Annotated in this window: 27 protein-coding genes; 8 read left to right on the forward strand and 19 right to left on the reverse strand. The window is 64.7% G+C overall.

The features are described from left to right. Positions 1-40: 40 nt before the first annotated feature. The 3 genes from ACE10X_RS41480 to ACE10X_RS41490 form a co-directional block, all read right to left on the reverse strand. Positions 41-448, reverse strand: coding sequence for a hypothetical protein (locus ACE10X_RS41480; protein ID WP_038384862.1), 408 nt, complete (start codon positions 446-448; stop codon positions 41-43). A 170-nt stretch (positions 449-618) separates the two neighbouring features. Next, positions 619-972 (reverse strand): DUF3307 domain-containing protein, encoded by a 354-nt coding sequence (locus tag ACE10X_RS41485; RefSeq protein WP_080583358.1) that lies wholly within the window; start codon positions 970-972, stop codon positions 619-621. A 188-nt stretch (positions 973-1,160) separates the two neighbouring features. Beyond that, complete coding sequence (locus ACE10X_RS41490) at positions 1,161-1,403, reverse strand: hypothetical protein (RefSeq protein ID WP_375763780.1); 243 nt, start codon at positions 1,401-1,403, stop codon at positions 1,161-1,163. On the opposite strand from ACE10X_RS41490, the gene ACE10X_RS41495 reads away from it, so the two are divergent. Further along, the gene (locus tag ACE10X_RS41495; RefSeq protein WP_375763781.1) at positions 1,402-2,808 is read left to right on the forward strand and encodes a TAXI family TRAP transporter solute-binding subunit; all 1,407 of its coding nucleotides are present in this window, start codon (positions 1,402-1,404) and stop codon (positions 2,806-2,808) included. The genes ACE10X_RS41490 and ACE10X_RS41495 overlap by 2 nt on opposite strands. 170 nt (positions 2,809-2,978) lie before the next feature. Here the strand turns inward: ACE10X_RS41495 and ACE10X_RS41500 are convergent, their stop codons facing one another. The 3 genes from ACE10X_RS41500 to ACE10X_RS41510 all read right to left on the reverse strand — a co-directional run bounded on the left by ACE10X_RS41500 (position 2,979) and on the right by ACE10X_RS41510 (position 4,590). Next, positions 2,979-3,740 carry a Crp/Fnr family transcriptional regulator gene (locus ACE10X_RS41500; protein ID WP_375763782.1) on the reverse strand — a complete coding sequence of 254 codons (762 nt, stop codon included), beginning with the start codon at positions 3,738-3,740 and terminating at the stop codon, positions 2,979-2,981. A gap of 187 nt (positions 3,741-3,927) precedes the next feature. After that, positions 3,928-4,290: a PRC-barrel domain-containing protein gene (locus ACE10X_RS41505; RefSeq protein WP_375763783.1), complete on the reverse strand. Its 363-nt coding sequence runs from the start codon at positions 4,288-4,290 to the stop codon at positions 3,928-3,930. A 93-nt stretch (positions 4,291-4,383) separates the two neighbouring features. Next, positions 4,384-4,590, reverse strand: coding sequence for a hypothetical protein (locus tag ACE10X_RS41510; protein ID WP_375763784.1), 207 nt, complete (start codon positions 4,588-4,590; stop codon positions 4,384-4,386). Positions 4,591-4,900: 310 nt separating this feature from the next. Between ACE10X_RS41510 and ACE10X_RS41515 the strand changes: the two genes are divergently transcribed. From ACE10X_RS41515 to ACE10X_RS41525, 3 genes are read left to right on the forward strand one after another with little or no spacing between them, the layout of a single operon-like run. Beyond that, entirely contained in the window at positions 4,901-5,092 is a 192-nt protein-coding gene (locus ACE10X_RS41515; protein ID WP_038384855.1) for a hypothetical protein, read from the forward strand. A 25-nt stretch (positions 5,093-5,117) separates the two neighbouring features. Then, the gene (locus ACE10X_RS41520; RefSeq protein WP_028339102.1) at positions 5,118-5,333 is read left to right on the forward strand and encodes a hypothetical protein; all 216 of its coding nucleotides are present in this window, start codon (positions 5,118-5,120) and stop codon (positions 5,331-5,333) included. A gap of 49 nt (positions 5,334-5,382) precedes the next feature. After that, complete coding sequence (locus tag ACE10X_RS41525) at positions 5,383-5,601, forward strand: hypothetical protein (protein WP_375763785.1); 219 nt, start codon at positions 5,383-5,385, stop codon at positions 5,599-5,601. Between the two features lie 230 nt (positions 5,602-5,831). Here ACE10X_RS41525 and ACE10X_RS41530 read toward each other — a convergent pair whose 3' ends face one another. Together ACE10X_RS41530 and ACE10X_RS41535 are read right to left on the reverse strand one after the other, a co-directional pair. Continuing rightward, the gene (locus tag ACE10X_RS41530) at positions 5,832-6,707 is read right to left on the reverse strand and encodes a DUF6537 domain-containing protein (RefSeq protein WP_375763786.1); all 876 of its coding nucleotides are present in this window, start codon (positions 6,705-6,707) and stop codon (positions 5,832-5,834) included. Positions 6,708-6,736: 29 nt separating this feature from the next. Continuing rightward, on the reverse strand, positions 6,737-7,405 hold the full coding sequence (locus ACE10X_RS41535; protein ID WP_304497553.1) for a Crp/Fnr family transcriptional regulator: 669 nt from the start codon (positions 7,403-7,405) through the stop codon (positions 6,737-6,739). A 320-nt stretch (positions 7,406-7,725) separates the two neighbouring features. Between ACE10X_RS41535 and ACE10X_RS41540 the strand changes: the two genes are divergently transcribed. Both ACE10X_RS41540 and ACE10X_RS41545 read left to right on the forward strand, forming a co-directional pair. Continuing rightward, entirely contained in the window at positions 7,726-8,838 is a 1,113-nt protein-coding gene (locus ACE10X_RS41540; protein ID WP_375763787.1) for a cyclic nucleotide-gated ion channel, read from the forward strand. Positions 8,839-8,849: 11 nt separating this feature from the next. After that, the gene (locus tag ACE10X_RS41545; protein ID WP_375763788.1) at positions 8,850-9,635 is read left to right on the forward strand and encodes an enoyl-CoA hydratase/isomerase family protein; all 786 of its coding nucleotides are present in this window, start codon (positions 8,850-8,852) and stop codon (positions 9,633-9,635) included. Between the two features lie 187 nt (positions 9,636-9,822). Here the strand turns inward: ACE10X_RS41545 and ACE10X_RS41550 are convergent, their stop codons facing one another. Together ACE10X_RS41550 and ACE10X_RS41555 are read right to left on the reverse strand one after the other, a co-directional pair. Further along, positions 9,823-10,257: a DUF6157 family protein gene (locus tag ACE10X_RS41550; protein WP_375763789.1), complete on the reverse strand. Its 435-nt coding sequence runs from the start codon at positions 10,255-10,257 to the stop codon at positions 9,823-9,825. Positions 10,258-10,271: 14 nt separating this feature from the next. Continuing rightward, positions 10,272-10,919 (reverse strand): glutathione S-transferase family protein, encoded by a 648-nt coding sequence (locus ACE10X_RS41555; protein WP_375763790.1) that lies wholly within the window; start codon positions 10,917-10,919, stop codon positions 10,272-10,274. An 84-nt stretch (positions 10,920-11,003) separates the two neighbouring features. Here ACE10X_RS41555 and ACE10X_RS41560 point away from each other — a divergent pair, with 84 nt between their 5' ends. Further along, positions 11,004-12,011 (forward strand): helix-turn-helix transcriptional regulator, encoded by a 1,008-nt coding sequence (locus ACE10X_RS41560; protein ID WP_375763791.1) that lies wholly within the window; start codon positions 11,004-11,006, stop codon positions 12,009-12,011. Positions 12,012-12,217: 206 nt separating this feature from the next. Here the strand turns inward: ACE10X_RS41560 and ACE10X_RS41565 are convergent, their stop codons facing one another. The 9 genes from ACE10X_RS41565 to ACE10X_RS41605 form a co-directional block, all read right to left on the reverse strand. Beyond that, positions 12,218-12,628, reverse strand: coding sequence for a hypothetical protein (locus ACE10X_RS41565; protein ID WP_028339111.1), 411 nt, complete (start codon positions 12,626-12,628; stop codon positions 12,218-12,220). A gap of 75 nt (positions 12,629-12,703) precedes the next feature. Further along, entirely contained in the window at positions 12,704-13,414 is a 711-nt protein-coding gene (locus ACE10X_RS41570) for a nitroreductase (RefSeq protein ID WP_375763792.1), read from the reverse strand. A 2-nt stretch (positions 13,415-13,416) separates the two neighbouring features. Further along, a complete protein-coding gene (locus tag ACE10X_RS41575) occupies positions 13,417-14,661 on the reverse strand; it encodes an acyl-CoA dehydrogenase (protein ID WP_375763793.1) in 1,245 nt (414 codons plus the stop codon). A gap of 133 nt (positions 14,662-14,794) precedes the next feature. Continuing rightward, positions 14,795-16,045, reverse strand: a complete 1,251-nt coding sequence (locus ACE10X_RS41580) for an acyl-CoA dehydrogenase (RefSeq protein WP_038384839.1) — start codon at positions 16,043-16,045, stop codon at positions 14,795-14,797. Between the two features lie 119 nt (positions 16,046-16,164). After that, positions 16,165-17,292: an acyl-CoA dehydrogenase family protein gene (locus tag ACE10X_RS41585; protein ID WP_375763794.1), complete on the reverse strand. Its 1,128-nt coding sequence runs from the start codon at positions 17,290-17,292 to the stop codon at positions 16,165-16,167. A 111-nt stretch (positions 17,293-17,403) separates the two neighbouring features. Next, positions 17,404-19,272 (reverse strand): AMP-binding protein, encoded by a 1,869-nt coding sequence (locus tag ACE10X_RS41590; RefSeq protein WP_375763795.1) that lies wholly within the window; start codon positions 19,270-19,272, stop codon positions 17,404-17,406. 41 nt (positions 19,273-19,313) lie between these two features. Next, positions 19,314-20,120, reverse strand: coding sequence for an enoyl-CoA hydratase/isomerase family protein (locus ACE10X_RS41595; RefSeq protein WP_375764654.1), 807 nt, complete (start codon positions 20,118-20,120; stop codon positions 19,314-19,316). A 180-nt stretch (positions 20,121-20,300) separates the two neighbouring features. Continuing rightward, positions 20,301-21,059 carry an SDR family NAD(P)-dependent oxidoreductase gene (locus ACE10X_RS41600; RefSeq protein ID WP_375763796.1) on the reverse strand — a complete coding sequence of 253 codons (759 nt, stop codon included), beginning with the start codon at positions 21,057-21,059 and terminating at the stop codon, positions 20,301-20,303. A gap of 46 nt (positions 21,060-21,105) precedes the next feature. Further along, complete coding sequence (locus ACE10X_RS41605; RefSeq protein WP_375763797.1) at positions 21,106-21,834, reverse strand: TetR family transcriptional regulator; 729 nt, start codon at positions 21,832-21,834, stop codon at positions 21,106-21,108. 111 nt (positions 21,835-21,945) lie between these two features. On the opposite strand from ACE10X_RS41605, the gene ACE10X_RS41610 reads away from it, so the two are divergent. Then, positions 21,946-23,118: an acetyl-CoA C-acetyltransferase gene (locus tag ACE10X_RS41610; protein ID WP_038384836.1), complete on the forward strand. Its 1,173-nt coding sequence runs from the start codon at positions 21,946-21,948 to the stop codon at positions 23,116-23,118. Positions 23,119-23,266: the final 148 nt, after the last annotated feature.

Raw genomic sequence — 23,266 nt, forward strand, 5'->3', positions numbered from 1 at the left:
GTCGCGAGGGAAAACCGGTTTCCACTTTTCCGGATCATGCTTAAGCCGTCACGGTCACCGTCTCGCTGACGTCCTCGTCGTCGAGCTCGTCATCGACGACAGGCGCGAAGGTCGACAGCGGCTTGGTCGACAGCGTGATCGGCTTGCGGCCGCCATGCGAAACGGTCGCGGCGCGGACCGGCTCGCGCGACAGCGCGTAGAGCGTCGAGCCGACGCGACCACCGGAATTCACCAGCTCCCACTCGCTGCAGCTCGACGCGATCGCGACCGCGAGTGCGTGCAGATGGCTGCGGCGATAGCAGAACAGCGCGAGCTGCGCCCTGACATCGGGCGCGACATTGGCAACCAGCAACGAGAGCCCGTTCGGATTGGCGCGATACATCTGGCCGAGCAGGTCGTCGGCAACCGGGCAGGCATCGTTCTCGAAGGCGTCGCGGCTTGAAAACATTTGCAAATCCCCCTCGATCGGGAAGATGCCGCGTAATCCTCTAACGAAAGGTTAACCACGGCCTCCGGTCGCTTCCGGAGGGTCTTGCCCGTTGCGCGCGAATCACATCCGCCCGCCGCGGCCCGGCTGGATTCCTGGTCAGGATGTAAGGAAAGATGCGCGCGAACCGCTCAGTTCGCGGCCATGTAGATCGACAGCGCGAAGCCGGTGAGGTGGTGCAGCGCCTGGTCGACCCCGATCAGGGTCCAGAACCAGGGATGGCCGGATTCCAGCGTCACGCCGAAATGCGAGGCGCAGATTCCCTTGCAACGATCGACGAAGATGTGGATCACGAAGTCAATGAAGGCGACATACCAGAACCGCGGCGCCACCACCAGGATCAGCGCCAGCGCGACCGCGAGATGGACCAGGCAATGCGCCAGCAGCGGCATGGCCCAGCCGGTCTTCTGGTCCTTGCCGATCGCCATCCAGGCGTTCTGCAGCATGAAGTCGGCGATGATGTGCTTTGCGGTGAGAAGCAACATCCATCCCACCAGGGCACCAACCGACACCGACGATGACATGGAGGGAAACAACAAGCTGACGCCCTTTTACTTCGATGAATGTGATTGCAAGAAAATCCGGGTCAGGCCGTCAGCACAATTCCGCAAACCGAAGCGTGTCTCATTTATGACATCTCCGGCGCCGGAATGCACCTGCGCCTCGTCGAAAATCACATCTCGGTCCGGGCGTCGATAGTGGCAATGGTCATGTGGCATCGCGGCGCAGGCCGGCCGGGATTAAGGTTACGGCCGGCGGCCGGTTTGCATTCCCCCCGGGGAGGTATATCGTCGGCAACATAGGAAATTTTCTTTCTTTTATAGTCATTTACGGATTCACCGGGCAGCGCCGCGCCGATCGGGTTGTTGCGGCAACGGGCCGTCCCGGACGGGTGATGAGCCAGGTGATCAGCCATGAGTGCCGAAGCCCCCTCGCCTGCGCCGACGCCGCCGCGCCCTCCGGTCGCCAAGCCGGTCGTCAAGACCAACCGCGCACAGATCATCGTCTTCACCCTGCTGACGCTGCTCCTGAGCGCGGTCACCGTGATCGGCGGCCGCCTCTGGCTGCGCAATTCCGAAACGCTGGTGTTCGCGGTCGGCGATGCCAACGGCCCGGAGGCGAAATTCGCCGCCAAGCTCGCCACCGTGTTGAAGAACAATTCGTCGCGGCTGCGGCTGAAGATCGCGCCGAACCCCGACAACGCCAAGGCGCTGGCGCAATTCGATTCCCGCGACGCCTCGCTTGCCATCCTACGCACCGACGCAAGGGTGCCGCCGCGTGCCCGCGCCATCGCGATCCTCGAGCATGACGTGGTGCTGGTGCTCAGCCGCGGCGGCAAGAAGATCAAATCGCTGAGCGAGCTCAAGAAGAAGCGGATCGCGGTCGTCGGCGACGGCGAGAGCAACGTCAATTTCGTCCGCAGCGCGCTCGAGATCGCCGACGGCCCCGACGCGGCGCAGCGGGTGCAGCAGGCGCCGCCGAACACACCTTTCGACAAGCTGTTCGCCTCCGGCTTTGCCGCGGTGATCGCGATCGAGCATGCCTCGAAGATCGTGAAGGACAAGACCTACGAGCAATATGCCAAGCGCGCCGGCGGCTTCACGCTGAATGCGATCGACGCGGCCAAGGCGCTGGCGCGCAAATACCCGGCGATTTCGGAGGAGACGGTCTCGACCGGCATGCTGTCGTCCTCGCCGGCGATCCCTGATGACGAGGTCGACACCATCGGGCTGGAATGGCTGCTGGTCGCGCAATCCTCGATGTCCACGACGACAGCCGCCGAGCTCGCGCGCATCATCTATGAGAACAAGTCGGAACTCGCGCTCGACGACGGCTTCGCCTCCAAGATCGAGCCGGCGGCGACCGACAAGGACGCCTTCATCGTCGCCCATCAGGGCGCCGCCGAATACATCAACGACGATACCAAGTCGTTCATGGATCGCTATAGCGACGTGATGTATCTCGGTGCCGCCGCGCTCAGCATCATCGGCTCGATCTTCGCCGCGATCTACACCAAGATCACCCGCGTCGCACCGGAGAAGGCCAGCGAGCTGGCGGGCAGGATCCTCGACATCGGCGAGCGCGTCGAGCACGCCACCTGCGCCGAGCATCTCGACGAATTGCAGGACGAGCTCGAGGCGATCCTGCGCGGCGCGGTGACCGGCTTGCGCGACGGCACCGTTTCCGGCGACGGAATGGACACGTTCAAGCTCGGCTACGAATTGGTCCGCGACGAGATCGCACTGCGCCGCGATCACCTCAAGCGCCACCCGGCGACGCCGGACGAGAACCTCGTGGTGGTGAAGGCGGCGAATGGGTGAAACCAAGCCGTTGGTTACGTACAACTGTCGTCCCTGCGAAAGCAGGGACCCATACGCCGCGGCTGGTGTTGTTGAAGGGACTCGTCGTTCCGACGACGCGCGTCAATCAGCATCGGTGGTTATGGGTCCCTGTTTTCGCAGGGACGACCGGGAATATGTTGCGCGGGCTACTACCCGGCCGCCGCGTCCGTCGGCGGCGCGGCGGCATCGAGCTGCCGTCCCTCGTGATCCATATGCAGATAGTTCGGGTTGAACAGGCCGGCCTGCATCAGCCGCTCGAGATTGGGGACGACCAGGGTCTTTCCCTTCAGTACGATCAGGCCGCCGGCGCGCAATTCCTGCAGCGTTCGGTTGACGTGAACCTTGGAGAGCCCGGTGGCATCGGCGAGATCGCCCTGGGTCAGCGGGAAATCACAGCTGTCGCCCTGGGTCAGGCCAGCGACACGCAGCCGGAGCCAGATCTCGCACAGCAGATGGGCCATCCGCTCCAGCGCCGTTCGCTGGCCGAGGCTCATGGTCCATTCGCGCTGGATCGCCGCGTTGACCAGGGTTTCCCACCAGAACGCGGTCACGATGCGCGGATGTCCGGCTGCGACCTTGTCGAAGAATTCGCGGGAGAGGTCGGCGATCGACACTGAGGTGACGGTACCGATCGAATGATCCATCTCGCGCAGGATGAAGACGTTCACATCGCAAATGTCGCCGGGCAGGAAGAAAGCCACAATCTGACGCCGGCCGTCCTCGAGCTGCTTGTAGCGATAGGCCCAGCCGGACAGGATCAGATGAACGTCCTTCGGCTTCTCGCCTTCGCGGACGATGTCGACCCGCGGACCAAAATGCCGGACGCGCTCGGTGGACGCGCGATTGAGAAGGACGTGATCTACCGGCGAAAGCCGTGCAAACTGCTCCAATTTCCGGATTAGCGACGCCAACGACATTGGTCTCCCGCATGTTCAATCGGGCAACTGCAGGACCGACTTCAATTACGTATGTTACATTGCACAGCTTTTGACGTATGTTCACTAGTGTACAGACGCCGCAAGGATGCGCCGGTAACGTCGGCAACCGCCATACAGGTCAGCTCCGGTGGGACGCCAGTGAAATGCGGGCCGGGGCCGCTCAGACGAGCGGCACGCCGTAATATTCGTTCACCGCGCGCGTGGCGCCGATATCCGACCAATTCCAATCCCGCTCGCTGCCGTATTTCGGCGCGCCGCGTAGCTGGCTCTCGGTGACGCCGGTGACATAACCGCCCAGCCTCGTATCGTATTTGAGCGACTGCCAGGGCAGCGGATAATGGTCGTTGCCGAGACCGAGAATGCCGCCGAAGCCGAGCACGGCGTAAGACACCCGCCCGCTCTTCTTGTCGATCATCACCCGTTCGATCGAGCCGATCTTGCGCTCGTCGGAGCCATAGACCGCGGTGCCCTCGACCTTGTCGCTGCCGATCAGGTTTCCGACCTCCTTCTCGTCCATCGCCATGTCAGTTCTCCGTTGATCCCTCGAGACGCCAACAGTCGACCCGGGTCATCGTTCCTGCCGCATTACCGCGATTGCTGCAAAGCGGAACGCCGTTCAGCCTGTTGGAGGATCGCCGCGGTCGTCTGATGTCATGCCGGATCCCGGCGTCTTGTCGGCATCGTTCAATTTCGGATCACGCGTCGCTTCGCGCGCATTGGACTTTCGCGGGTCGGTCTTGTGCGCGGTTTGCGCGCGCTGCTTGTCGGCCGGCTGTTCCTGCCCCTTGTTGTCCTTCACGATACCCTGATTGAAATGTGCCATTGATGATGTCCTTCTTGGCTTATGTCCTTCTTGTTGCCTTGGCTGCTTTGCCTGAAGACATGCGGGCCCCGGCGATCAAATTCGCCGAGGCCCGTCACCGGAGTGGTCCACCGCCTTTCGGGGAGCAAAGCAGCGAACGCACGGGTGTTACGCAGGGCGCCGAAGATCGTTCCTGCAATCCCGCGCGATCCTTGGTCGCGATTTTGGGTCGCGACTTTGGGCGCGTGTTTTTCAATTCGCCCGATGTCATGGGTTAACGACGGCATCCGGGGAACAAGCCTAGTATTGCTGGTTCCAGCTCGGAGACGGCATGATCAAGAAGAAGCGCAACAGGTCGCGGCCTCCCGGATCGTTCGAAAACCGCTTGCAGAAATTCGCCGAAGATTCGCGCATTGCGGCACGCAAGCTGCCGCCGGGACGGGAACGCGAAACGCTGATGAAGAAGGCCAGACAGACCGAGACTGTGATGGAAGTCAGCGAGTGGCTGACGTTCCGCAAGTAGCCGCGAGTCGCAAAGGAGAGCTGCGATGATCGAGGAACGGTTTGACTCACGCACGCTCTTCGCCATGAACGCTGCGCTCGATCGCGTTTGCGCAGACGCACCTCACGGCGAGGAACATGACACCCGCCGCCGCGTTGCCAGATACATCATCAAATGCGCCAAGAACGGCAGGACGACGCTCTCCGAGCTAACCGAAGCCGGACAGCAGGCGCTGGCCAAGGCCACCGCCGCGGCGGGATAACCGGCGCAAATGCCCTGTTGCCCTCGGCCCCCAGCAGAGGCAGCTACGCATGCGCATTGCAATCAGCATCGGCCTGCTGGCCTTTTTGGCCGCCGTCGGCGCCTACGCCTATGAAGGCCTGACTGTGGACGCTCCGATACCGACCTACGGCATCGTGGTGTTCACGATCGGCATTGCGCTTCTGGCTGCGGTTTGCATCGGCCTGATGGGCCTGTTGTTCTATTCCAGCCGCCGCGGCTACGACGAGCCGCCGCACGTGAAGCGGTAGGTGGTCTCCGCTTGCGGCGCTGTGGATTGCTTCGCTTCGCTCGCAATGACGCGGGAGCTATCACCGTCACCCTGAGGAGGCCGCAAAGCGGTCGTCTCGAAGGGCGAGGGCCCGTCTGTGACCGTGCATCCTTCGAGGCTCGCCCAGCGGCGCAATTGCGCCGCAAGGCTCGCACCTCCAGCGACAAAGGCTTCGCCTTTGCGCGGGGATGACGGGTCAAGCACTCTCGTTCAATGCGACTCAACCGCCGGCGCCCGCGCGCGAATCTCCGCGACCTTGCGCTTCAGCGCTGCCTGCCGCGGATCGGGCAGGATGGCGGCGCGCGCTTCCGCAATGGCGTCGGCAAGGTCGGGGAGGACGAGCACGCCGTCGAAGGTCGGCTTGGCGAGCCCGTCGATGATCACGTGCCAGTCCGCGATGCCCTGACGGTAGGGATCGCCGTAACCCTGGATCATGGTCGCGGTCTGCACGACCGCCGGGGCGGCGCTCGGCTGCTTGGTCAGGCTGCGGTCGATCATGTGCAGCCAGCGCTCGACCCAGACGCGCTCCCTGGCATAGCGTCCCGAGAACAGCCGCCAGCGCTTCAGGCCCGCCTCGATCCTGAGCCGGCGAACGCTGAAGCGGTTGTTGGCGCTGAAGCGAATCGAGACCCGGCGACGCCGCCAGCCGAATTGATCCAGCACGCCGAGCACCGGATCGGCGACCACCGCCGGCAAGGCGTCGATCAACTCGTCAAGGCGAAACTTCTTGACGTCGTCGGCCGAGCGCGCCGCAAGGCCGCCCACCGCATTGACTTCGCCAAGCTTGAGCTGCGCGATGCGGATCGCGTCCTCATAGGCCATGCGCTCCGCCATCAGGCGGGCGATCTCGGCAAGCAGGGCGTCGTCGACGCCGCGGCGGCCGGCGAAGCGCTTGAGCCGGTCGATATAGAGCTGGGCGTAGCTCGTGCTCTGATAGGCGATCAACAGATCGATGGCCTTGGTGACGGCCGGCCCGAGATGGTCCGGGCAAGCGTCGGGCAGCACCGGCGGCCCCTCGTCCTCATCGCCGATGATGTCGGCAAAGAGATAACGGAGCGAAGCCAGGAGACCGTCGTCATCCGGCACTGCGGCGCCTCCAGAACTCGTCACGGGGCTCATGCAGGTTTTGGCTCCGCAACCTGTGGGGTCGTGTGCTGCGCAAGTTGCTGCTCGAGCGTCGAGATATTCTGGAACAGGCGGGCGCTGGCGAGGCGCAGAAAGTAGAAGCCGAAGGCCGGGTTCTGGACGTAAAGCTGTTCGACCTGATCATAGGTCACTGACAGCACCATGCCGGTCTCGACGCACTCCAGCGTCTGGGTTCGCGTGTTCGATGGCGACAGCATGCCGAACTCGCCGACGAGGGCGCCGACCGGCAGCTCGATGCCCGATTCGACCAGGCGGAAGCGGCCGCTGACAATGTAGAACATGCTGTCGGCCTTCTCGTCCTTGTAGAACAGGACTTCGCCCGCGGTGCATTTGCGTTCCGTCGTGAACGGCTTCAGCCATTCCATCGACAGATCGCTGTTGACCGATTTCTTCACGTTGCGGACCAGTTGCAGCATCTGGTGCAGCCGATAGGTGTTCACCGGCAGCAGCACGGCATGCAGGATCAGCGTCGCGTAATTGTGGGTCGGGACGGCGGTCGCGATCAGGATGATGTTGGTCAGAATCGCGAAGACCCGCAACGGGATCATGGTGCGCATTGACAGCGTCGCGACCACGAAGATCGAAGCGAAGAGACTGCCGGCAGCGCCGGCGTGCTGCGCGAGATGTGAGGTATCCATCGGAAACCAGCCAATGCTCAAGAAGTGAATAAGATCGTCTTATTAGTCGCTTCATTCCGGCCCGGGTCGCATCAGCGACCAGCATCCCTGATATACGCGGAAAAAGCGACGTTTTGTCCGATTTCTCACATTCGCGGGCGCAAAATCGGGCCAACATGGTTAGGCCTTTCGTCCAACAGATGCGGCCGTCTTCCCCAGCGATCATGCCGCCACGGCCTGCGCGTTGACGGCCTCAACCGGGAGAGGCACGTTGTGGCGTCGGCTCCGCGGTTCGCAGGGCCTCAATTCCAGCAGTTCATCGACAGGCAAGCTCCGTTCCGATGTCCAAGCGGCTCGTCCTTCCGGCTTTGACGCGCTTCGTTTCCGCCACCGCCGGCCGCAACATGACCACGGCAGCCTATGTCGCGGTCGCGGCCGGTGTCGCCATGATGACTCTGTTGACGGTCGCGCCGGCCCATGACGCGGCGCCGCGCTGGGTCGATGCGCTGCTGTGGGCCTGCCTTGCCTATTTCGTGTTCGAATGGCTGGTACGGCTGCGCCATATGGGCCGGCAGGGCAAATTCTGGTTCTACACGCTGTCGAGCGCCGGCGTGGTCGACGCGATCGGCGCACTGGCCGTGCCGCTGGCCTTGCTGTCCGGCGTCGAACCGAAAACCGCCTGGCTGCTCGGCGTGCTCTGGGTGCTCAAGGTGGTGCCGGGCATTCCCGGCCTGCGCCAGCTCCGGCGCGTGCTGGTGGTGGAGTCCGGGCCGCTGCTCAGCGTGCTCGTGATCTTCCTGATGGTGGTGTTCCTGGCCTCCGTCGCGGAATATTTCCTGGAGCGGGACGTCCAGCCGCAGACCTTCGGCAGCGTGCCGGCGGCGCTGTGGTGGGCGGTGGTGACGCTGACCACGACCGGCTATGGCGACGTGGTGCCGATCACCCCGCTCGGCCGCGTGGTCGCCGCCATGGTGATGATCTCGGGCCTCGGCGTGTTCGGGCTGTGGACCGGTATCCTGGCGACCGGCTTTGCCGCCGAAACCCGCCGCGACAATTTCCTGAGAACCTGGGAGACCGTCAGCAAGGTGCCGTTCTTCGCGCATCTCGGTCCGGCCGCGATCGCCGACGTCACCCAGGTGCTGCGGACCATGGACCTGCCGCCGCGCACCATGATTATCCGCAAGGACACCAATGGCGACTGCATGTATTTCGTCGCCGCCGGCGAGGTCGAGGTCGACCTGCCCGGGCGCAAGGTGAAGCTTGGCGAAGGCGAGTTCTTCGGCGAGATGGCACTGCTCGGCAACGCCAAGCGCGGCGCCAGCGTCTCGACCAGCAAGGTGACCAGGCTGTTGGTGCTTGACCTGGTCGATTTCCGCCTGTTGATGGCAAGGCATCCCGATCTCGCCGAGACCATCGATGCCGAGGCGAAGCGGCGTGAACGTGAGAATCAATGATGGAGACCAAGATGGCTGATGCGGCCGACACCGCCAGCGGACCCCTGCTCGAAATCGCGGGCGCGCGCGCAACGATCCGCCTCAACCGGCCGAAGCATCTCAACCGCCTGCAGGCCGAGGACCTCGGCGAGCTGCTGAAATTGTTCGACCGGATCGAGGCCGATCCTGCGATCCGCGTGCTGGTGCTGACCGGAACCGGCCGCGCGTTTTCCGCCGGCTACGACCTCAACTCGGTGGCCGAGCGCGCGGTGAGCGCGAGCGAGCAGCAGAGCGCGGGCTCGGCGTTCGAGGTCGTGGTCAACCGCCTCGAGGATTTGAGCGTGCCGACGATCTGCCGGCTCAATGGCGGCGTCTATGGCGGCTCGACCGATCTCGCGCTCGCCTGCGATTTCCGCATCGGCGTCGATAGCGCCGAGATGTTCATGCCGGCGGCGCGGCTCGGGCTGCACTATTACAAGAGCGGCATCCAGCGCTACGTCACCCGGCTCGGCGTCGACAACGCCAAGATGCTGTTCCTGACCGCGCAAAGGATCACGGCGCCGGAGATGCTGCGGATCGGCTATCTCACCGCGATGGTGCCGCTCGACCTGCTCGACGAGGAGGTCGACAAGCTCGCGACGATCCTGGCCGGCAACGCGCCCAAGGCGATGGCCGGCATGAAGCGCGCGATCAACGAATTCGCCCGCGGCGAGCTCAATGAAGCCGCCGCCGACGCCCGTCACCGCGACAGCATGCGCGGCAACGAGATCAAGGAAGGCATCAAGGCCTTCGCCGAGAAGCGGGCGCCGCGGTTTTGACCGAACGGATCACACTATCAGTCCCGTCACCCTGAGGAGCGCGAAACGCGCGTCTCGAAGGGTCGACGGCCCGGCTGGTGGCCGATTCATCCTTCGAGGCTCGCTCCGCTCGCACCTCCAGCGACAAAGGCGAAGCCTTTGCGCGGGGATGACGGTCCAATAGTCGTCGCGATCCTCGTTGGGACCGCTACGCCCGCTTGCTCCGCATCGCGCGAACCTGCGCGATATCAGGATCCGCGGCGAGTGCCTGGTAGCGCTTGCTGTCGACGGCGTAGAGCGCGATGCGGCCCTCGGCATCGGCATGGACACCCCAGCCGAAGCGCTTGCCGAGCGGCGAGGCGCGCATGCAGGCCTGGCCGCGCGAGAAGAACGCCTCGCGGGCGAGGCTGCGCGCCTTCTTCGCCGCTTTCGCATCAAGCGCACGGCCGGCCGCCGACGTCGCGAACACGACGTCGTCGGAAGTGTACTCGTACGGCGATCCCGCGATCATCCGGTATTGCAGCACGGCAACCGTCGGCTGGCCGCCGCGCGGCTGCGGCTCCTCGCCGCGCTGCGCCGGGCAGTCCTCCGCGACGCGGATCAGGGTGTTGACGCAGTTGGTGCTGTGCAGGACTTTCGCCATCGGCTCGATCCGTATCACACTCCGGCGGCCGCCGCATGCTGCGCCGCCATCTCGTCGTCGGCCTTCGATATCCGCTGGAAGGCCGGGCGCGCGGCGATGCGTTCTGCATAGCGGACGAACACGTCCCTTTTCGGCACGATGCCGAACATCATGGTCCAAGAGAGCGCGATGCCCCAGAGGATGTCCGCCGCCGTGATCTGTTCGCCGAGCAGATAGGGCCCCTTTGCCAGCTGCGATTCCAGCGCGCCCAGCATCGTGTCGTAATCGGCATAGGGCGACTGCGTGATCGGCGCGGGCTCGCGCTTCATGAAATGGTCGATCACCGCCGGCTCGAACGAGGAGCCGTAATAGGCGATCCAGCGCAGATACGGGCCGCGGCGCGGGTCGGTCAGCGCCGGCGTCAGGCCAACCTTCGGAAACAGATCGGCGAGATAGATGAAGATCGCGACCTGTTCGGTCACCAGCGCGTCGCCATGGCGGATCGCCGGCACCTTGCCGAGCGGATTGATGGCGAGATAGGCGTCCTTGCGCTGCTCGCCCGCCTTCATGTTGAGAACGTGCAGATCGTAGGGCGCGCCGAGTTCCTCCAGCAGCACGCGGGTGCCGGTGGCGCGGCTCTGCGGCGAATAATACAGCGTGATGCGGTCGGTGGCGGTGGTCATGGGCGGGTCTCCTTGCGCCGTCAGGGGGCATGACCTCCTTATGTCCGCCTATACCTGACATCTTGTGTCAGGTATGATCTGGCCATGCGCGCGAGCCGGCTGTTTTCCATCCTCACCACCCTGCAGGCGCGGGGGCAGGTCACCGCGCCTGAGCTGGCGGAAGCCTGCGAGGTGTCGGTGCGTACGATCTATCGTGACATCGACGCGCTCGCCGCCGCCGGCGTTCCCGTCTATGCCGACCGCGGCGCCGAGGGCGGCTATCGCCTGCTCGACGGCTATCGCGTGCGGCTCAACGGCCTGTCGCAGGGCGAGGCGGAGGCGCTGTTCATGGCCGGACTTCCGGGGCCCGCCGCCGCGCTCGGCCTCGATGCCGCGATGGCGGCGGCGCAGACCAAGCTGATGGCGGCGCTGCCGGAGAACCTGCGGCCCAACGCGAGAGGAATGCAGCAGCGCTTCCATCTCGACGCGCCCGGCTGGTTCGGCGAGACCGAGGAGCCGAAGCATCTGCGCGCCATCGCCGGCGCCGTGCTGCGCGAGCATTTGATCGAGATCCGCTACCAGAGCTGGAAGGCCGAGAAGCGGCGGCGCGTGGCGCCGCTCGGCCTCGTGCTGAAGGGCGGCAGCTGGTACCTCGCCGGCCTCGTCGACGGCAATGTGCGCACCTATCGCGTCGCACGCGTGCTGGACTGCGCGACGCTGGAGACGCCGTTCGCGCGACCCGCGGAGTTCGACCTCGCCGCCTATTGGGGCGCCTCGATCGAGCGGCTGGAGGCCGAGCTGCATCCGAACGAGGCCACGGTGCGGCTGTCGCCGCTCGGGCTGAAACTGTTCGACGCGCTGGCGCACCCTTACGTCAAGGCGCGGATGCGGCTCACCGATGGCACCGACGCCGACGGCTGGCGGCTCGCCACCATGCCGGTCGGCAAGACGGTTTGGCACGCGGCGACCGAATTGCTGCGGCTCGGCGCCGAGGCCGAGGTGATCGCGCCGGGGGAGTTGCGCGAGAAGATGGCCGAGCTGACCGGCGCGATGGCTGCCCGCTATGCCGAGGCGCCGCCACGCCGCGCGGTGGCAGGCGCTAAAGCGCGATGAGATTGGGTTGAATGGAGCCGCAGGAGCAGTGCACTCCCTCGCCCCGTTCTTACGGGGAGAGGGTTGGGGTGAGGGGCTGTCTCCGCGCATACGGTGATAGCTGCGCTTGCTGAGACTCCCCCTCACCCGGAACGCATCTAACGATGCGTTCCGACCTCTCCCCGCGCGCGGGGCGAGGTGGAGCAGAGTCTGCGGTTCGCTGCTTGCTAGTAGCGGCTGTCGGAGCTGATGACGAAGCGGTCGAAAAAATTCACCGGCAGGATCTCGAACCGGTCCAGCGTCAGCGTAATCCCGGTCACGAAGTCGACGCCCTTGATCGTGCCCTCAAGATCGATCCGGCGGCCGCGACGCAGGCCGCGCGTTTCCGGATGTTGCTCGATGTCGAGATAGGCATAGATCGGATTGTCGAGCCGCGAATGGCGATGCCAGCCGCGCTGCAGGAAGCTGAATTGCAGCACCGAGCCCGCGCCCCAGTCGATCGCGTCGAAGAAGCGGGTCTTCCAGGCGACCTGCTGGCCCAGATAATGCGCGGCGATGAACGCGTCGCGCTCGAGCGCAGGCAGACGGTGCAACTGCCAGCTGATCTCAGCCGGTGTCAGGGAGGCGTTATTCGCCATTTTTGTTCTTGTCGTTTCTTCGTAGCTTTTCTTGTCCTCGGCGGGGGGTGAACCGACCTTCCCGCCTTGAGGAAATTATACATCGACGAATGTGACAGTGTCTTCCACGGTCGCGCGCGACGTGCGGTAGCTGTTCACCTTTTGCGCGTGATCGGCATAGCCGAACGAGATACCGCAGACAACCCGGCGATCGTCGGCCAGGTTAAAATGACGGCGGATCAGCCCGGAATGGCGCGCGATCGCCGCCTGCGGGATGGTGCCGAGCCCGAGCGCCTGCGCCGCCAGCATGAAATTCGAGACATAGCCGCCGCAGTCGATCGCACCATAGATGCCGAGCGGCTCATTGGTGTGGATCACGGCAATGTGCGGCGCACCGAAGAAATTGTAGTTCTCCAGCGCCTGTTTTGCGTAGGCTGCCTTGTCGCCGCGTGCGATGCCGAGCGTGTTGTAGAGCTGGAAGCCGCTTTCGCGGCGGCGCTCCAGGTAGACCCCGACATATTCGCGCGGCGGCGTGAAGTCGTAATCCTCGGCGAGGCCGCGCGAGGCCTCGGCATAGATCGCCTTGCGAAACCGCTCCTTGGCCTCGCCGGAGACGATGAGCACCTGCCAGGGCTGGCTGTTGCACCAGGACGCGGTGCGCTGCGCGGTCGACAGAACGTGCTCGATGACCTCGCGCGGCACTTCGCGCGGCTGAAACGCGCGCACCGAGTAGCGCTCGTTGAGCAATTCCTCGAGCGCGCCGATGCGGTCCTCGGTCGCGTAACGCGGCTTGGTGGTGGCATCCATGCTCAGCGCCCCTTGGTCGGGATCTTGTTGTAGGGCACGTCCTTGTCGACACGGATGTCGCCGGGCAGGCCCAGCACGCGCTCGGCGATGATGTTGCGCAGGATCTCGTCGGTGCCGCCGGCGATGCGCATCGAGGGCGACGACAGCAGCATCTGCTGGAACTGGCCGTTGGCCTGCTCCTCATCGGTGCCGGTGAGGCTGCCCGCCGCGCCCTCGAGGTCCATCGCATAGGTCGCGATATCCTGCAGCATCAGGCCGGAGACGAGCTTGCCGATGGAGTTTTCCGGCCCCGGTCGCTCGCCCTTCGACAGCGCCGAGATGGCGCGGTAGCTGGTGTATTTCAGCCCGCTCGCCTTCACCGCCCAGCTCGCAAGCTTGGAGCGCACCGCCGGATCGTCGATCGCGAGACCGTCCTCCAGCATCAAATTGGAGCAGAACTCGAACATCTCGGGCACGCCGGTGGCGAGCCGCGCGCCGATCGACATGCGCTCGTTCATCAGCGTGGTCAGCGACACGCTCCAGCCCTCGCCGACCGCCCCTAAGCGCTGGCTGTCCGGGATCACGACGTCGGCGAAATAGACCTCGTTGAACTCCTGCATGCCGTTGGCCTGCTTGATCGGCCGCACCTCGACGCCCGGGCTCTTCATGTCGAGGAAGAACATGGTGAGACCCTTGTGCTTCGGCACGTTCGGATCGGTGCGCGCGATCAACAGGCCGTAGTCGGAGTAATGCGCGCCTGAGGTCCAGATCTTCTGGCCGTTGACGACCCAGTTGTCGCCCTTCTTCTCGGCGCGGGTGCGCAGCCCCGCGACGTCGGAGCCGGCAGACGGCTCGGAGAACAGCTGGCACCAGATCTCCTCGCCGGAGGCGAGTTTCGGCAGATAGCGGCGCTTGGCCTCCTCGCTGCCCCAGGCCATCACGGTCGGGCCGCACATGCCCTCGCCGATCTGGAACGGCTGCGTCAGCTTGCCGTAGACGCCCTCTTCCTGCTGCCAGATCACGCGCTCGATCGGGGTGGCGCCGCGGCCGCCATATTCCTTCGGCCAGTGCAGGCAGGCCCAGCCGCCTTCGGCCTTCTTCTTCTGCCAGGCCTTGCCGACCTCGACCATATCGTGCTTGGCGAGCTTGATGCGGCCGAGCGACGACTTCGAGAGCTCGTCCTCGAACTCCTTCGGCGCGTTGGCCTCGACCCACTTGCGGGCAATGGCGCGGAACTCGGCTTCCTGCGGCGTATCATCGAAATTCATGGCGAACCTCTTTTACGATCCTAGTGTCACTGTTTCCCCTCATGGTGAGGAGGCGCTTGCGCCGTCTCGAACCATGCGGCCCGACTGGGGCCTCATCCTTCGAGACGCCGCTGCGCGGCTCCTCAGGATGAGGTCATGAAGCTCTTCCCTTGGTCGGGATCTTGTTGAAGGGAACGTCCTTGTCGACCCTGATGTCGCCGGGCAGCCCCAGCACGCGCTCGGCGATGATGTTGCGCATGATCTCATCGGTGCCGCCTTCGACGCGGGTGCCGGGCGCGCGCAGCAGCATCGCCTGGAATTTGCCCGCGGCCTCGGCATCCTCAGGGCCGTTCAACACACCTGATGCGCCCTGCAGATCGAGCGCGTAGGTCGCGACATCCTGGATCATCGAACCGGCAACGAGCTTGCCGATCGAATTCTCCGGTCCCGGACGCTCGCCCTTCGACAGCGCCGAGATCGCGCGCATGCTGGTGTATTTCAGTCCGCTCGCCTTCACCGCCCAGTTCGCAAGCTTGGAGCGCACCGCGCGATTCTCGATCGCGGGGCCATCCTCAAGCATCAGGCTGCTGCAATAGTCGAACAACTCGGGGAAGCCGGTGGCGACGCCGGCGCCGATCGACATCCGCTCGTTCATCAGCGTGGTCAGTGACACGTTCCAGCCGTCATTGACATTGCCGAGCCGCTGCGAGTCCGGAATGCGCACGTCGGTGAAATAGACCTCGTTGAAGTCGGAGGCGCCGCTCGCCTGCTTGATCGGCCGGACCTCGACGCCCGGGCTCTTCATGTCCAGGAAGAACATGGTGAGGCCCTTGTGCTTGGGCACGGTCGGATCGGTGCGGGTGAGCAAGATGCCGTAGTCGGAATAATGCGCGCCTGAGGTCCAGATCTTCTGGCCGTTGATCACCCACTCGTCGCCATGCTTCTCGGCGCGGGTGCGCAGGCCGGCGACGTCGGAGCCGCCGGCCGGCTCGGAGAACAGCTGGCACCAGATCTTCTCGCCGGAGGCGAGCGGCGGCAGATAGTTGCGCTTCTGCTCCTCGCCGGCGAACGCCATCATGGTCGGTCCGCACATGCCGTGGCCGATGATGAACATCGAGCTGAGGCGGCCGAACGGCCCCTCCTCCTGCTGCCAGATCACGCGTTCGATCGGCGAGGCGCCGCGGCCGCCATACTCCTTCGGCCAGTGCAGGCAGGCCCAGCCGGCGTCGGCTTTCTTCTTCTGCCAAGCCTTCGCGACCTCGAGAATGTTGGCGCCCTTGAGCGCAACGCGGCCGAGCGAGGCCTTGCGCAGCTCGTCCTCATATTGCTTGGGCGCATTGGCCGCGATCCAGGCTTTCGCCTCGGCGCGGAATGCGGCCTCCTGCGGGGTGTCGTCGAAATTCATGGTCTTTCATCCTTCGCCGGTGCCGTAGGATGGGTAGAGCGAAGCGAAACCCATCTGTCGGACCACCCGCGTCATGATGGGTTTCGCTGCGCTCTACCCATCCTACAAATCACCAACGGTTACGCCGCGTTCTTCTTGCGCATGCGATCGATCAGCGCGTCTTCCCAATAGGACAGGCTGCCGAGGCCGAGCGCCACCGCATTGGCGCGGCGGTAGTACATGTGGCAGTCGAACTCCCAGGTGAAGCCCATGCCGCCATGGACCTGGATGTTGTTCTTGGCGCAGTGCTGGAACGCCTGCGTCGCGCTGATGCGCGCGGCGGCGGCGGCTTCCGGCAATTCGCCGGCATTGGTCGAGAGCGCCCAGGCGCCGTAGTAGCAATTCGAGCGCGCCAGGGTCGCCGACACATACATATCGGCCAGCATGTGCTTGACGGCCTGGAACGAGCCGATCGGACGGCCGAACGCGATGCGGTCGAGCGCATAGTCGCGGCCCATCTCCAGCGCGCGGTCGGCGCCGCCGACCTGCTCGAACGCCGTCAACACGGCCGCGCGATCGAGCACCTGGGTGATCACGCTCCAGCCCTCGCCGGTAGCGCCGAGCGGCTCGGCCTTCGCATCCTTGAAGGTGAATTCGGCCTGGCCGCGGGTCAGGTCGATGTTGGTGAGCGACTTGACCTCGACGCCGCCGGCCTTGAGATCGACGATGAACAGGGAAATATCGGACTCGCGTCCGCTCGAGCCGGTGCGTGCGGCGACAACGGCGAAATCAGCGATCGCGCCATCCGGCACCGGCTTCTTGACGCCGTTGAGTACGCCGCCATTGGCCGTCACCTTGATCGCCTTCGGCGACGGGTTGCCCTTGCCCTCGAACAGCGCCAGCGTGCCGATGGCTTCGCCGGCGGCGATCTTCGGCAGCCACTTATGCTTCTGCGCGTCACTGCCTGCGATCAGGATCGCTTCGGCGGCGAGATAGACGGTGGAGGAGAACGGCACCGGCGCCAGCGCGCGGCCCATTTCCTCCGCGATCACGCAGAGCTCGAGATGGCCAGCGCCCGCACCGCCGAACTGTTCCGGGATCGCGACGCCGAGGAAGCCCATCTCGGCGAGGCCCTTCCACAACGCCTTGTCGTAAGGCGCCTTGCCGTCGAGCACCTCGCGCACGGCCTTCGGCGGGCACTGTTCGCTGAGGAATTTCCGCGCCTCGTCGCGCATCTGCTTCTGTTCGTCGGAGAAATCGAAATTCATGACGCTTACCCGTGTTGCTGTTGTTGTTCACAGGATGGGTGGAGCGAAGCGATACCCATCGAATGCTTGGTTGGAGATGATGGGTTTCGCTGCGCTTGACCCATCCTACGGTCAGTTCAAGATGATCACGTCGTCGCCGGGCTTGCCGGCGTACAGCTTCTCGACCAGTGCGGCGCGGCGTTCGAGGCCGGCGCGCTGGTTGATGTAGCCCTTGTCGGTGAGTTCGCTGCCGTCGATCGACGGCGGCTCGACCATCAGCATCGCACGCGCGATGCGCATGCTGCTGCCGGTGGTGGACGCGTTGTGCGCCTGCAAACCCTTCTTCAGGCACGCGACCACCTCGGGATGCCGGATCACGTCCTCATAGCTGGCATCGGCATTGCCGACGAGCTGGCGGCAGGCATGCAGGTTCGGCCAGCACAACAGGCCGATGAACTCACGGTCCTGTCCCGCAACCAGCGCGTCGTGCACGACCGGCGTCGCGGCCGCGATCGCATCGGTGCGCAGCGAGCCGACATGGACGAAGGTGCCGGTGGTCAGCTTGAAATCCTCGACCACGCGGCCGGCAAAGATGATGCCCTGCAGCGGGTCTTCGCCGTTCACGAACACGCCGGCATCGCCGATGCAGTAGAAGCCTTCCTCGTCGAACATCTTTGCCGTCAGGTCCGGCTGGCCGAAATAGCCGGGCGTGACGTTGACGCCGCGCAGCCGCAATTCGTATTTCGAGCCGCACGGCACCATCTTCAGCTCGACGCCGGGGAACGGCAGGCCGATCAGGCCGACGCGCTCGGTGTCCCAATAGGTGCCGGTCGAGGTCGGCGCGGTCTCGGTCGAGCCCCAGCCGGTGTAGAACACGATCCGCTCGCCGGTCGTCTTCACCGCCAGCGCCTGCATGCGGTCATAGAGATCGTCGGGCAGCCGCGCGCCGCCATAGGCCATGATCGAGAGGTTCTTGAAGAAGCTCGCGCACAGCGCCTCGTCCTTCTCCATCGCGGCGGCGAGCGCGGCATAGCCGGCCGGCACGTTGGCGTAATAGGTCGGCGACACCTCGCGCAGGTTCCTGATGGTCTCCTCGAGCTGGCCCGGCATCGGCCGGCCGTCGTCGATATAGAGCGTGCCGCCGTCGACCAGCACCGGATTGAACGCGGCGTTGCCGCCCATGGTGTGATTCCACGGCATCCAGTCGAGCACCGTCGGGATCGGTCCCTCCGTTTCACGCGGGTGCACCTGCATCATCATCGCCGCGTTGGCGCACATCATCTCCTGGGTGTTGATGACGGCCTTGGGCATGCCGGTCGAGCCCGAGGTGAACAGCAGCTTGCCGACGGTCCTGGGCGTAATCTTCGCGATGGACTCGCCGACCGCAGCCGTCACCGGCGTTGCCGCAAGGTCGGCGAAGGCCGTGCTCCTGATCCCCTCGCAGGGACGCAGGACGTGGACGACCGTGATGCCGGTGAGATTGATCGCCTTCAGCGCCTTCTCGAAGGTCGGGCCGTCCTGCACCATCACGACGGCTGGCTTGATCAGGTTGAACAGGTATTTGAGCTTGAGATGATCCTGGCTCATCAGCGAATAGGCCGGCGACACCGGCGCGGCCGGCAGCCGCGCCTGCATCCCGGCCTGCGTCATCAGCGCGTGCTCGATCGAATTGCCCGAGAGGATCGCGACGGGCCGGCCGTCGCCAACGCCGAGATCGAGCAGGCCTTGCGTCAGCGCATCGACGGTGCGCTTGGCTTCACCATAGGAGACCTTGCGCCACTGCCGGTCGGGACCGCCGCGTTGCGCGAGCCAGATCCGCTCCGGCGCCAGCGCCGCCCATTTGGCGAGATAGGCCGGAATATGCGTCTCGTAGGCCTGGAGCGGAATCCGCGATTTCAGGACGACGGTGCCGTCACCGCGCCGCTCGACCGCGATGTCACGTGCGAGCCAATCCACCTTGCGGAAGGCAGGTTTCGTCAGCATCGCCGCGTCTCCATCCATTTTGCGTCTCCCGGAATTCTTGTCCTTTTGAGGATCTGTTCTCAGCGCCTGATATAGACAGGCTTTCGTTTCTCGAGAAAGGCCCTGATGCCTTCCTGGAAATCTTCCGAGCGGCTGCACAGCACCTGATTGCGATCTTCCATCGCGATCACGGCCTCGATCGAGCCGGCATCGACGCTCATGTTGATGCACTCCTTCGAGAGGCGGAGACCGACCGGCGAGGCCGTCATCATCGCCTCGACGTAAGGATTGGCCGCAGCATCGAGATCGGCGGCCTCGACCACCTCGGACACCAGGCCGACCGCAAGCGCGCGGTCGGCATGGATGAAGCGCCCGGTCAGGATCAGTTCGGAAGCAACCGACACGCCGACGAGGCGCGGCAGGAAATAGCTGGTGCCGATGTCGCAGCCGCCGAGACCGAGCTTGATGAAGGCGCAATTCATCCGCGCGTTTGTCGCCGCGATGCGGATGTCGGCCGCGAGCGCCAGCGCAAAGCCGCCGCCGGCGGCCGCGCCCTGCACCAGCGCGATGATCGGCTGCGGCGCGCGCCGCATCAGCATCACGATGTCGGCAATGCGGCGCTGCGAGTCCAGCGACTCCGTGACGCCGGGCGGCTCGGTCTGCCCGCCGCGGCGGGCCATCGCGTGCTTGAGGTCGAGCCCGGCGCAAAAATTCGCACCGGCGCCCTTCAGCACCACGACGCGGGTGTCGCGATTGCGCTGCAAGCCCTGGAAGTAGACGTTGAGCGCATCGATCAGCGCCGGATCGAGCGCGTTGAGGCTCTCGGGGCGATTGAGCGTGACCCAATCTATTCCGTCGTGATGTTCGATCAGCAGCGGCTGAGACACGCGCATGGTCCTCCCGACCGTCGTCCCGGCCAAGCGAAGCGCGAGCCGGGACCCATAACCACAGGCTTTTGTTGTTTTGCGCGGCGTCTGCCAGCTTGCCTGTTACAGACGCCGCGGAGTATGGGTCCCGGCTCCAGCGCGCAATTGCGCGCAAGGCCGGGACGACAGCGGAATTCGCCGTTAGCGCGGCGCCATGCGGATGGCGCCGTCGAGGCGGATGGTTTCGCCGTTGAGCATCGGGTTCTCGACGATGTGGACGGCGAGGTTACCGTACTCCGAGGCGTCGCCGAGGCGGGCCGGATGCGGCACCTGGGCGCCGAGGCTCTTGCGCGCTTCCTCGTTGAGACCCATCAGCAGCGGCGTCAGGAACAGGCCCGGCGCGATGGTGTTGACGCGGATCTTCAGGCTGGCGAGGTCGCGTGCGGCCGGCAGCGTGAGGCCGACGACGCCGCCCTTCGAGGCGGAATAGGCGATCTGGCCGATCTGGCCTTCATAGGCCGCAACCGACGCGGTGTTGATCGCGACGCCGCGCTCCTCGCCGATCGGGGCTTCGGTCGCCAGCCGCTCGGCGAACAGCCGCAGCACGTTGAAGGTGCCGATCAAATTGACGTTGACGATGCGGACGAACTTCGCCAGCGGATAGACGCCGTCCTTGCCGACGATGCGCTGCGAGCCGCCGATGCCGGCGCAGTTCATCAGCACGCGCGCGATGCCGTGCGCGGCCTCGGCCTTGGCAATCGCCGCCTTGATCGCGTCCTCGTCGGTGACGTCGGCATGCAGCGCAACGCCCTTCACCTCGGCGGCGACCTTCTCGGCGTTTTCCTTGTTCTGGTCGATCACGCCGATCTTGGCGCCCTTGGCGGCCATGGAGCGCGCGGTTGCGGCACCAAGGCCGGAGCCACCGCCGGTGATGAGAACGGCAACGTCTTTCAACTGCATGGATACAACCTTTCCTTGGGCGTTTCTTCTCTAGACTTCGAACTTGTTATCCGGCGGCGACTTCTGCCGTTTCCTTGTCGGGATTGAGCACGCCGCCGAAGATCAAGGCTTCCATATGCTTGATGTACTCGCGGCAGACCTCGTCGGTGACCGGACCGACGCCGACCGCGCGCGACATCGCGTGGCGGCCGAAGAACAGATGATCGCAGGCGCCGATCAGGCTGGTGTAGAACAGCACCGGATCGATCTTGCGGAATTCGCCGGCCTTGATGCCTTCTGCGAGCAGCCGGCGGTGAAAATCCAACAGCGGCGCGACGAAGAATTTCGACACCTCGTTGGCGGCGGCCGGCGAGCTTTCGTGCAGGAGATAATGGATCAGCCGGTTCATATAGGGGAACTGGTGATAGGCGCGGATGATGCCGCCGATATGCAGCCGCAGTTTCGCGGACGGCGTGATCGGCTGGCTGATGAGATATTCGAGCTGCGATATCTCGGTGGCGGCATCGCGCGCCAACAGCGCCAGCAACAGCCCGTCCTTGTTGCCGAAATGATATTTCACCAGCGCGGCGTTGACGCCCGACTTCTGCGCGATGTCGGACAGCGAGACCTCGATGGAGGCGCGCTCGATCATCAGCTCGCTGGCTGCGACCAATAGCTTGTCGGCGGTGGCATTTTTGCCGGCCGGAAGTTTCGTCGGTACGCTGGTATTCAACTGCGCTCTGGTCCCGCTCAGTGTCAGGGTTCGACGGTAAATCGAGGCCGCACATAAGCCCATGGCGGGGCCGCACTCAAGAGTTAATTGATTGATTGACTAAATGCTGAGCCGCCCCTTAAATCCGGCCCAACTTTCAGACCGCCCAATCCGGAAACATCAGGGAGATCAGACATGGCCGAGGCATATATCGTCGCCGCCGCTCGCACCGCGGGCGGCCGCAAGGGAGGGCGTCTCGCCGGTTGGCATCCGGCCGATCTGGCTGCGACGGTGCTCGATGCGCTGGTCGAGCGCACCGGTGCCGACCCCGCGCAGGTCGAGGACGTGATCATGGGCTGCGTGATGCAGACCGGCGAGCAGTCCACAAACATCGCGCGCAACGCGGTGATGGCCTCGAAGCTGCCGGAGAGCGTGCCCGCGACCTCGATCGACCGCCAGTGCGGTTCCTCGCAGCAGGCGCTGCACTTCGCGGCGCAGGCCGTGATGTCTGGCACGATGGACTGCGTGATCGCCGCCGGCGTGGAATCGATGACCCGCGTGCCGATGGGCCTCGCCTCCTCGCTGCCCGCCAAGAACGGCTTCGGCCACTACAAGAGCCCGGGCATCGAGGCGAAGTATCCCAACATCGTCTTCAGCCAGTTCACCGGCGCGGAGATGATGGCCGAGAAGTACGGTCTGTCGAAGGACGAGCTCGACGAATACTCCTATAACAGCCATCAGCGCGCGATCGCGGCCACGCAGGCCGGCCATTTCAAGGACGAGATCGTGCCGGTGACAATCACCCGCGCCGACGGCTCGACCGACACCCATCACATCGACGAAGGCATCCGCTTCGACGCCAGCCTCGACGGCATCAAGGGCGTCAAGCTGATCGCCGAGAACGGCAAGCTCACCGCGGCGAGCGCCAGCCAGATCTGCGACGGCGCCTCCGGCGTCATGGTCGTCAACGAGAAGGGCCTGAAGGCGCTCGGCGTCAAGCCGATGGCGCGCATCCATCACCTCACGATGATGGGCGGCGACCCCGTGATCATGCTGGAAGCGCCGCTGCCGGCAACCCAGCGCGCGCTGCAGAAGGCCGGCATGAAGATCGACGACATTGATCTCTTCGAGGTCAACGAGGCCTTCGCTTCGGTGCCGACCGCGTGGCTGAAGACCACCGGCGCCGATCCGACCCGGCTCAACGTCAATGGCGGCGCGATCGCGCTCGGCCATCCGCTCGGCGGCAGCGGCACCAAGCTGATGACGACGCTGCTGCATGCCCTCAAGCAGCGCAACAAGCGCTACGGCCTGCAGACCATGTGCGAAGGCGGAGGCATGGCGAATGTGACGATTGTCGAGCGGCTGTAAGAAGAGCTTGGCCTTTAACAAGCGTTTGAGAGGCCGCAAGAGCCTCCATACAAAAGGTGTCGTCCCGGCCTTGAGCCGGGACCCATAACCACAGGTCGATGTGATTATGGCCAGCTGAGACCCCAGCTCATTTCAACAAATAAAATCG

Origin of the sequence: Bradyrhizobium sp. Pha-3 (genome assembly GCF_042258325.1) — a bacterium.
Taxonomy (GTDB): domain Bacteria; phylum Pseudomonadota; class Alphaproteobacteria; order Rhizobiales; family Xanthobacteraceae; genus Bradyrhizobium; species Bradyrhizobium elkanii.